The organism is Gilliamella bombi (assembly GCF_900103255.1).
Lineage (GTDB): Bacteria > Pseudomonadota > Gammaproteobacteria > Enterobacterales > Orbaceae > Gilliamella > Gilliamella bombi.
Window position 1 is genome coordinate 48,734 of sequence record NZ_FMWS01000035.1, and the last position, 10,348, is coordinate 59,081.

General features: G+C 34.0%; 9 protein-coding genes. All 9 read right to left on the minus strand.

Annotated elements, in window-relative coordinates; genetic code table 11:
* Window positions 1-17: 17 nt before the first annotated feature.
* Window positions 18-2,717, minus strand: coding sequence for a DNA topoisomerase (ATP-hydrolyzing) subunit A (gene gyrA / locus B9N71_RS07350; RefSeq protein ID WP_085165195.1), 2,700 nt, complete (start codon window positions 2,715-2,717; stop codon window positions 18-20).
* Between the two features lie 97 nt (window positions 2,718-2,814).
* Window positions 2,815-3,393: an SIS domain-containing protein gene (locus B9N71_RS07355; RefSeq protein WP_065590272.1), complete on the minus strand. Its 579-nt coding sequence runs from the start codon at window positions 3,391-3,393 to the stop codon at window positions 2,815-2,817.
* Window positions 3,394-3,408: 15 nt separating this feature from the next.
* A complete protein-coding gene (locus B9N71_RS07360) occupies window positions 3,409-3,780 on the minus strand; it encodes a YraN family protein (RefSeq protein ID WP_065590271.1) in 372 nt (123 codons plus the stop codon).
* Complete coding sequence (locus B9N71_RS07365; protein WP_085165197.1) at window positions 3,746-5,593, minus strand: penicillin-binding protein activator; 1,848 nt, start codon at window positions 5,591-5,593, stop codon at window positions 3,746-3,748. The genes B9N71_RS07360 and B9N71_RS07365 overlap by 35 nt, the downstream gene beginning before the upstream one ends.
* A gap of 21 nt (window positions 5,594-5,614) precedes the next feature.
* Window positions 5,615-6,697, minus strand: a complete 1,083-nt coding sequence (gene rlmM, locus B9N71_RS07370) for a 23S rRNA (cytidine(2498)-2'-O)-methyltransferase RlmM (RefSeq protein WP_085165199.1) — start codon at window positions 6,695-6,697, stop codon at window positions 5,615-5,617.
* A gap of 47 nt (window positions 6,698-6,744) precedes the next feature.
* Window positions 6,745-7,695, minus strand: a complete 951-nt coding sequence (gene lpxL / locus B9N71_RS07375) for an LpxL/LpxP family Kdo(2)-lipid IV(A) lauroyl/palmitoleoyl acyltransferase (protein WP_065590268.1) — start codon at window positions 7,693-7,695, stop codon at window positions 6,745-6,747.
* A gap of 218 nt (window positions 7,696-7,913) precedes the next feature.
* Entirely contained in the window at window positions 7,914-8,708 is a 795-nt protein-coding gene (gene thyA / locus B9N71_RS07380) for a thymidylate synthase (RefSeq protein ID WP_085165202.1), read from the minus strand.
* A complete protein-coding gene (lgt, locus tag B9N71_RS07385; RefSeq protein WP_065575365.1) occupies window positions 8,705-9,574 on the minus strand; it encodes a prolipoprotein diacylglyceryl transferase in 870 nt (289 codons plus the stop codon). Before lgt ends, thyA begins: the two co-directional genes overlap by 4 nt.
* Complete coding sequence (gene rppH / locus B9N71_RS07390; RefSeq protein ID WP_065590265.1) at window positions 9,571-10,143, minus strand: RNA pyrophosphohydrolase; 573 nt, start codon at window positions 10,141-10,143, stop codon at window positions 9,571-9,573. Before rppH ends, lgt begins: the two co-directional genes overlap by 4 nt.
* Window positions 10,144-10,348: the final 205 nt, after the last annotated feature.

A 10,348-nucleotide genomic window follows, 5' to 3' on the forward strand; every position in this document is an offset into this window, starting at 1 on the left:
TTTAGATTATTAAATAATTAATCCTCGGACACTTGAAGTGAATCGTGCCGTTCATTATTTTCCGATACCTCCGATCCACTTGCGTCATCTTCTGTTTCGGCTATTCGTTGTAATCCCACAACTTTTTCGTTGTCAGCTGTTCGAATAAGCATGACACCTTGAGTGTTACGACCAACAATACTTACCTCTGAAACACGAGTACGAACAAGTGTTCCTGCATCTGTGATTAGCATGATTTGATCGGTTTCATCAACTTGAACTGCGCCAACAACAGTACCATTTCGCTCACTAACTTTGATAGAAATAACACCTTTAGTTGCCCTTGATTTGGTTGGATATAGTTCTTGCTGTGTGCGTTTACCATATCCATTTTGAGTTGCTGTTAAGATTGCGCCACTACCTCTAGGTACAATTAATGAAACCACTTTATCATCGCTATCAAGTTTTATGCCACGTACACCTGCGGCCGTTCTGCCCATACAACGAACTTTATTGGCTGGGAAACGAACAACTTTACCATTAGCAGAGAATAACATAATATCTTCAGTCGTTGAGATTTCACCAATCAGGTTATCATCTTCTGAGTCAATATCTTCAACAATGGCATCATCATTAAGTTCTTCATCATCTACAATAGCTGATGGATCATTGCTAGTTAAATCGACGCCAATTAATTCATCATCATCACGTAAATTAATCGCAATAATACCGCCACTTCGTGGACGACTAAATTCAATTAAAGATGTTTTCTTAACTGTACCTTGTGCTGTAGCCATAAATACACAATGTTCATCATCAAATTCTCGAACAGGTAAGATTGCTGTGATTCGTTCGTTTTCTTCAAGAGGTAACAAATTAATAATTGGACGACCTCGAGAACCACGGCTGGCTTCAGGCAGTTGGTAAACTTTCATCCAATATAATCGACCACGGCTTGAGAAGCAAAGAATCGTATCATGGGTATTGGCAATTAATAGTTTTTCGACAAAGTCTTCTTCTTTAATTTTAGTGGCAGATTTACCTTTACCACCTCGACGTTGAGCTTCATAATCTGAAAGTGGTTGATATTTTACATAACCTTGATGGGAAAGAGTAACGACCACATCTTCTTGAGCAATAAGATCTTCAATATTAATATCTGCACTGCTCGCTGTAATTTCTGTTCTTCTAGCATCTTGGAATTGGTCTCGAACGCTTTCTAATTCTTCACGAATCACTTCCATTAAACGTTCTGAGCTAGCTAAAATATGTAATAACTCACCAATTTGAACCAATAATTCTTTGTATTCATCAAGAATTTTTTCATGTTCAAGGCCGGTTAAGCGGTGTAAGCGGAGATCTAAAATCGCTTGAGCCTGTGCTTCTGATAAATAATAATGTCCATCATGAATACCAAACTCTGGTGCTAAATCTTCTGGTCTAGCTGCATCATTACCTGCTTTTTCTAGCATGGCAGCAACATTTCCAAGTTGCCAAGCTTGGCTCAATAATTTAGTTTTTGCTTCACTAGGTGTTGCAGCAGCACGAATAAGCTCAATGATAGGATCAATATTGGCAAGTGCGATTGCTAAACCTTCTAATACATGAGCACGTTCGCGTGCTTTGCGTAATTCATAAATGGTTCGACGAGTTACAACTTCTCGTCTATGAAGCACAAAAGCCTCAATCATTTCGCGTAAATTTAGGAGTTTTGGTTGGCCTTTATGTAAAGCCACCATATTGATACCAAATGAAACTTGTAATTGAGTCAAAGAGAAAAGGTTATTTAATACAACTTCACCAACAGCATCACGTTTGATTTCAATAACTATGCGCATACCGTCTTTATCTGATTCATCACGTAATGCCGAAATACCTTCTATTTTTTTATCTTTAACTAATTCTGCAATTTTTTCGATCAGTTTTTTCTTATTAACCTGATACGGAATCTCATTAACAATAATGGTTTCACGTCCACTATGATCATCAACTTCTATGGTAGCTTTAGAGCGAATATAGATAATACCACGACCTGTGCGATACGCATTTTCAATACCTTTTCGACCATTAATTAATGCTGCTGTTGGAAAATCTGGCCCATGGATATACTCCATTAAACCATCGACTGAAATATTTTCGTCTTCAATAAAAGCCAAGCAACCATTGATAACTTCAGAGAGATTATGAGGAGGAATGTTAGTCGCCATACCAACAGCAATCCCTGATGCGCCATTAATTAATAAGTTAGGAATTCGTGTTGGTAACACATCTGGGATCATTTCTGAACCATCGTAATTAGGTGAAAAATCAACTGTCTCTTTATCTAGATCAGTTAATAATGCTCCCGCAAACTTTTGCATACGAATTTCAGTATAACGCATCGCAGCAGCTGAATCGCCATCAACAGAACCAAAGTTACCTTGACCATCAACCAACATATAACGTAATGAGAATGGTTGAGCCATACGTACAATTGTGTCATAAACTGCTGAATCACCATGTGGATGATATTTACCGATTACATCCCCAACAACACGAGCAGACTTCCTATAAGGTTTATTCCAATCATATCCAGCTTCATGCATAGCAAATAAAACGCGCCGGTGAACAGGTTTTAAACCGTCACGGACATCAGGTAAGGCACGCCCAACAATGACAGACATTGCATAGTCAAGATAAGAAGATTTTAATTCATCTTCTATATTAACGGGGGTTATTTCTTTGGCTAGTTCGGTCATAACACCATGTACTCTTATTAATTTAAGTCATCAAAATAGTTCACAATTATAGCATAAAATCACTATTAATGCAGAATTAAACCGTCTTTATTTCAGCTTATTTACTGTGAATAAATAGTCTATTCTCGATTAATTGGCACAAGCAATTTAGAATCATAGCGTGCATTTCGTATGCCATCACTTTTTTGTAAGACGGAATTCTAATTTCAATATCGTTCTGGCCTAATAAGCCAATAACTTCACCACCATCAAAAGCAGTTAATGCGACAATTTTCATATCTTTAATTACCGCTTCTTGAACTGCACGAATGATAGATCTGCTATTCCCTTGGCAAGTTGCTATTATTAAAACATCACTTTGTTGCCCTAATGCTTGAATTTGACGAGCATAAATCTCCTCATGATTAGCTATAGCACTTAATAAAACATTGTCTGATACTAAAGCCATTGCAGGAATACTTGGTCTTTCAATATTAATACTGGTGATTAAACGTGAAGTAAAGCTTTGTACATTAGCTGCTGATGAACCATTACCACAACTCATAATTTTGTTGCCATTAAGTAAACTATCGACAATAATATTCGCTGCCTTTTCAATAGAATAGCCAAGTGATTCTGCCATCACGATTTGAGTTTGAATACTTTCAGTGAAGTAATTTTTAATTAAATCTTGCACACTTTTCACCTAAAATTAAAATGCATTAATAATCCATTTTTTGCTGTTACCTGTAATAGCAAAAATATCAAACCTAAATTCTGTATCTTCAATATTTAAATTTTGCGCCATCATCCATTGTTGGGCAGCCTGCCTGATTTTATTTTGTTTATTTAGTGTAACTGTCATCTCCGCATCACCAAAGTTAGCATTTTTTCGATAACGTACTTCAATAAAAACAAGACATTTATTATCAAGCATAATTAAATCCAGCTCTCCAAAGCGAAATTGGCTATTATGTGCAAGAAGTATAAGCCCTTGCTTAAGTAAATATTTGCAAGCTATATTTTCATAATGCTCGCCAATTTGTTTTTTATTCGCTTTTTGAATCAGATTTATCTTCACCATAAATATATTGCTGCCAGGAGAGTGCACGTGTCACTTCGCATTGATCACTTGTTGATAATTTACCTGTCATACCATCTAAAAAATTAGGTTGATATGAATTAAGTTGATTAAAACGATTTGTTAGTCTCCACGCATCAATGCCCATTGCATACAGGCGAATTAATGAATAATCTTTCTGAATGTTGCTAGGTATATTTGTATTTACCTTATCCATTTGATTTATAACCATAGGGATATCTGCATATTCAGTTTTATTCATATCATAATTAAAGTCATTAGAAGCATTAGCTACATGACTTTTAGAACTTGAATAAAGTGTAACCGCAGATGAATTTCCAATAGTTTTATTTGCACCCATATCAAGCATTGGCTTTATCAACGTCAATTCATCATATGAAGAATAAACATAAATAGCATCAAATCCAGCAGATACCATTCCCCCTGATAGCGTTTCATCTATCAAAATAGGATTGCCAGCAAGACTAATCCCTATGTTACGATTCATATTGGCGCTTAGTGTTTGAGTGTTACCAAAATATTGTACGTAAGCTTGTGAACTATTTGCTGACAATTGTGACCACTGTACAGCAAAACTTTGTGCAACACGTTTACCCAAATCATTTTGAGGGACTAACAGTAATGGTTTTATTTTATTTTGAGAATAAATATGGTCTGCCGCATCTTTTGCTTCATCTTCAGGAGATAAAGCAAAATAACAAATTTTATTTGCAGACGCAGTAGTGTTATCAACCTTATTCAAGGCTAAGACAGGAATAGCTGGCTCTAGTGATTTTAATTCAATAACTTCTTTCTTTAATAAAGGACCTACAATTAACTCAACATTTTGTTCCTGTGCTTGCTGGATTAAAGTATTCATTGGCGCACTAGTTGTATCAAGTATAATCACATTTTGTTGTGGTTCTTGTGGAAAAAACTTAATTCCATCCATGTAACCTTGACGAATTGTTTCACCAAATATACGTGAAGAGCTATTTAATGGTAACAATAATGCAACTTTTTTTGCATTAGCATCAACAGCAAGTGTTTGTTCTCCAGTTAATATCGAGATAATCTCTTTTGCGGGATGATCTGGATATTGTATAGCCCAATTGTTAATAGCTTGTTTTAATAGCTGTTTTTGATTTTCGGATTTTGTAGCAATAATTTCTGGTGTATCATCATCTTGTGGAGTGGATGCTTTACTCGCATTTTGGTAAGCATAAGCTAAATCAACCCAACCTTGTAATATAGTTTCATTTTCATCAACTAAAATTTTGCGGATTTTACCAGATTTTAATTTACGGAAAAAATTCCATGTATTATTTAATAATTGCCTTTTTTCTGTTTCTGATACATATTTTTCTAATTGAAGATAATCGTGGGCTTGAGCATTAATATCTTTACCATTTATATCTAAACCCAATTTAATAATGTAATAACGATACAGTTGTGAATTAGACAAATTTTCAATAGTGAATTGATTCAGATCAAATGATTTCCTTTTTTTTACAGCGATTTGACCCTCTGATAATAACTTTTCTTTTTGTTGCTCATCATTAAGTTTGGGTGGTAAATTTGATAATAATGTAGTTGCTTGTGAAAATTTATTTTCTTTTATTAGTGCACGAATAGCTAATAATTGCCAATTAACTTTATCTATTCCAGAACTATTATCTGCTTGTGAAAGATAATAACTAGAATTTTTGTTATCATCAAAGTTAAGAGATTTCTCTGAATTTCCTAAAGTACAACATACCAAAAATGTAAATAATGGTATTATTAATATAGCATAAAAGTAACGTTTCAAGTTCATACCTACTCTCTTATAATTTTGTTATCCCCAAATTCGTTGTACATGAACCGTAATTTCTTCTCGATCATGATAAAGCTGTTTTGCTTGAATTTGTACGTTGATTTTTTTATTATTTAACTCTTTATTTAACGAATATAGATTTTGTTTTACTTCTTCATAACGTTTTTTCATTGGTAATTTGAGGTTAAAAATAGCCTCTCTACACCAACCATTAATTAACCATTTGGCTATTAATTCTGTTACTTTAGCTGGTTTCTCAACCATATCACAAACCAACCAATAAATATTATGCTTTTTAGGTATAAATTTAAAGCCATCTTCCCGATAATGTTTAACTTGTCCAGTTTCCATCAATTTTTCATCCATAGGTCCATTATCAATGGCATAAACCATCATACTTCTTTTAACCAGTTGATAAGTCCAACCTCCAGGACAAGCACCCAAATCAACAGCGTTTAAACCACCTTTTAATCGCTCCTCCCACTCATCATAAGGAATAAAAATATGGAAGGCTTCTTCTAATTTTAATGTAGAACGGCTTGGCGCATCAGAGGGAAATTTTAATCTTGGAATTCCCATATAAAAAGGCGAATTATTTTGACTTAGTGAATAACCAACATAACAACTGGTATTACTGATAAAAAATAAGTGGACAACGGGTCTTGATGGATTCTCAATTTTTAATAAAATACGTTTACTTCTTAATGCTTGACGAAAGGGCACGGTAAATTTACGACAAAAGCCAGAAAGCGCTTTACCTTCATTTGTATCAGCAACTTCAACACGTAGATCTCCAGCTTTGTCAATACATCCAGATAATGCATCAATGATTGGAGAAATACGGTTATCTGTAGGTAAATCAACTAATAGATCACCTGCTACAAACATTTGCCTTGCAAAAATTAGTGTTCGAAAATCTAAATTTTTTATTAATAATTGTGCATCATCATCTTGATAGCATTCAAAAACAACATAACCACTGTTTTCTTTAACTTTAGCAAAGCCATATACTTCTTTCTGAGCAGCTTTATCTGTAATTTCGTTAGCACACTCTTTTTCAAATCCACAACGGCAATAAAGAATAATTTTGTTTAGTTTTTGCATATTATAATTTTTTGCTCTTTCAACAGAAGCTATAAAAAATATTCATATTAATCAGATTGAACATTATCAGTATATAAAGGTGCATCACCTTTTGGACGAGTTTTAAATCTTCGATGTAACCACATATATTGCTCAGGTGCTTTTAGAATTTCTTGTTCAATCGCTTTGTTCATAAAAGTAGCAGCAAGTACATCATCATCAATTGGATAATCTTCAAGCTCTGATGTTACATAAACAGTGTAACGACCATCTTTCTCACGCTTAGGAGTAAATGGTATAATAGCTGGCTGAGCTAATTTCACTAATATACGCGTGCCTACAGTTGTTGCAGCTTTTTTTACTGAAAATAGAGGCGCAAATACACTATTTTTAGGACCATAATCATGATCTGGTGCATACCAAAGTAATTCACCATTTTTTAGTGCGCGGATCATTCCTTTAGTATTATGTCGATCCAACATATATTTGTTTGATTTGAGCCGCCCTTTAAGCTGAACATAATCCATTACAGGATTATCATTTGGACGGTACACTCCGACTCCAGGATGGTTCATTCCTAAGATACGTGCACCTAATTCTAATGTCAGAAAATGAATACCAATGAGCAAAACACCTTGACCTGATTGTTGAACTTTTGTGATATGAAAATCGTCTACAATAGAAACTTTTTTAGCAAGCCGTTTATCAGACCAAAACCATGCCATACCAGTTTCAAAAATTGCTAAACCTGTTGAAATAAAATTCTCACGCAACATCTGATCACGTTCAGATTGTGTTTTTTCAGGAAAACAGAGTTTAAGATTTTGCCTAGCCGTTTCTTTACGTTTGCCGATTAATTTCATCGAAAGCAATCCTAACCCTTTTCCCAATTGATAAATGATTGGATATGGCAATAAAACGATTAAATATAAAATACCAATACCAAGCCACGTTAACCAATAACGAGGATGTAATAAACTTTTAGTAAAAATAGGGCGAATTTCTTGATTTTGACTCATATTAAGATCAAATTATTATTAATAATACAGTTGCTTATTATATCTTATTTTTCGGGAGCATAAAATAAACAAAGTCTAAGGACTTTATATCATTATTCTGTGACTAAATTTGTTATCAGTTTATATTTAAGTAGCTCACAGTTAAAACTATTAGCTATTCTTAAAATTATCTATTTTTATACTGAAACACATAGTTACCTGAAACTTTTTAACGAAAATCAAACAGCAACAGGCGCTTTGATTGCTGGATACGGTTCATAACCAACAATTTCAAAATCCTCAAACTCATAATCAAAAATTGTTGGAGGTTTACGTTTAATAACTAATTTTGGCAATACTCTTGGTTCACGACATAGTTGCAAATGAGCTTGTTCTATATGATTAGAATAAAGATGTGTATCACCACCAGTCCACACAAAATCACCTACTTGTAATTCGCATTGCTGTGCAATCATGTGTACCAACAAAGAATAGCTGGCTATATTAAATGGTAATCCTAAAAATACATCACAAGAACGTTGATAAAGTTGACAAGATAGTTTGCCATTTGCAACATAAAATTGGAAGAAGGCATGACACGGTGCTAATGCCATTTGATCTAATTCTCCAACATTCCAAGCAGAAACAATCATACGTCTAGAGTCAGGATCATTTTTAATTTGATCAATTAACTGTGAAATCTGATCTATTTGACGACCATCAGCCGCTCCCCATGCCCGCCATTGTTTGCCATAAACAGGACCTAAATCACCATTTTCATCAGCCCATTCATTCCAAATAGTTACCTTATTGTCCTGAAGATACTTAACATTTGTATCCCCCTTCAAAAACCAAAGCAATTCATGAATAATTGAACGTAAATGACACTTTTTAGTCGTAACAAGAGGAAAACCTTCTTGTAAATTAAACCGCATTTGATGCCCAAAAATAGATAGTGTTCCAATACCTGTTCGATCTGATTTAGGTGTACCTTCATCTAAAATTTTTTGCATTAACGTTAAATATTGTTTCATTGTGTTTTTGCCTTATTATTAAATCTATATGCAAATAAAAGAATAAAAATACCACCAATAATCATTGGTAAACATAATATTTGTCCCATACTGATAATATTTAAAAATAAGCCTAACTGCTCATCTGGTTGTCTAAAAAATTCTATAACAAATCTAAATAAACCATAGCAAAATAAAAATAAGCCAGATACAGAGCCTGTAGGTCTTGGTTTTCGAATAAAAATATTTAAAATAATAAACAGTACTATTCCCTCAAACACCATTTCATAAAGCTGTGAAGGATGCCTTGGTAAAATACCATTTAATTGGGAATAAAGTGAAAACCACTCTGGATGAGACTGAACAAACATAAAATCGGCATGTGATGATGTTGGAAATAACATACCAATCGATGAATCAGTTACTCTCCCCCAAAGTTCTCCATTAATAAAATTACCAAATCGCCCAAACATCAAACCAATCGGGACAAGAGGGGCAACAAAATCACCGACTTGCATAAAAGTTTTCTTTGTTCCCTTTGCAAAAAGGGCAATAACGCAAATCGCACCAATTAAACCACCATGAAAAGACATACCGCCTTCCCAGACTTTAAATAAAATTATAGGATCTTTGATAAAAGCTTCTAAATTATAGAAGAAGACATAGCCTAAACGGCCTCCAATAAAAAGACCTAAAAACCCCCAAAATAATAAATTTTCAACCTGCTGTGACGTCCATTGACTATTTGGCTTATTTGCACGGCGCTTAGCCAAATAAAGTGCACCCAGCACTCCAAATAAATACATTGCACCATACCAATGAAGTGATACCGGACCAATGGAAAAGGCTATTGGATCGAAATTAGGGAATTGTAAATATTGATTCATTTTTTATTACGCTTTTTGTTTTTCCGTTTATTAGCAAAGAAATTAAATCGTTTCTTTTTAGAAATATTAGTTACTGATGTCTCTATTTCAGACTGTATAGCAAACACAGATAAAGAAAATTCCTTCATTGCCTTTCTATAGACATCTCGTTTAAATGCAATCACCTGTCGAATGGGATACCAATAACTAACCCATTTCCAATCATCAAATTCAGGTGCTGAGGATGTATTGAGATTAATGACTGATACATCAGATATTAATTCTAATAAAAACCATTTTTGTTTTTGCCCAATACAAACTGGCTGATTTTCCCAACGGATCATCCTTTTGGGTAACTTATATCGTAACCAACCATTAGTAACGGATAAAATCTTCACATCTTTTGATGATAAACCAACTTCTTCGTTTAATTCGCGAAACATTGCCTGCTCAGGCGTTTCGCTTTGTTTTATTCCGCCCTGAGGAAATTGCCAAGAATTTTGCCCATACCGACGAGCCCAAAGTACTTGACCATACCTGTTACAAATAACTATTCCTACATTCGGACGGTAGCCATCATTATCGATCACTGACTACCTCAAAAAAATTTTCCTTGTATAGCTGAATTGTTTCATACATACAGCAAGAAATAAATAGAAAATAATTACAAAGTGACAAATACCTTCTTTTTTTGACTGTTTTTTATACTAATTAATATTTGTTACTGCATTAATTAATTTTCAATAATCAAAATGATATTTAATAAATATTCCAAAAAGCAAAAAGCCCAGCATG

What these genes read in the sequence shown, in the direction of transcription:
- B9N71_RS07365 (WP_085165197.1), bottom strand. Translation starts at nt 5,593, where the DNA reads ATGAACTTGAAACGTTACTTTTATGCTATATTAATAATACCATTATTT.
- B9N71_RS07360 (WP_065590271.1), bottom strand. Translation starts at nt 3,780, where the DNA reads ATGGTGAAGATAAATCTGATTCAAAAAGCGAATAAAAAACAAATTGGC.
- lgt (WP_065575365.1), bottom strand. Translation starts at nt 9,574, where the DNA reads ATGAATCAATATTTACAATTCCCTAATTTCGATCCAATAGCCTTTTCC.
- lpxL (WP_065590268.1), bottom strand. Translation starts at nt 7,695, where the DNA reads ATGAGTCAAAATCAAGAAATTCGCCCTATTTTTACTAAAAGTTTATTA.
- thyA (WP_085165202.1), bottom strand. Translation starts at nt 8,708, where the DNA reads ATGAAACAATATTTAACGTTAATGCAAAAAATTTTAGATGAAGGTACA.
- gyrA (WP_085165195.1), bottom strand. Translation starts at nt 2,717, where the DNA reads ATGACCGAACTAGCCAAAGAAATAACCCCCGTTAATATAGAAGATGAA.
- rlmM (WP_085165199.1), bottom strand. Translation starts at nt 6,697, where the DNA reads ATGCAAAAACTAAACAAAATTATTCTTTATTGCCGTTGTGGATTTGAA.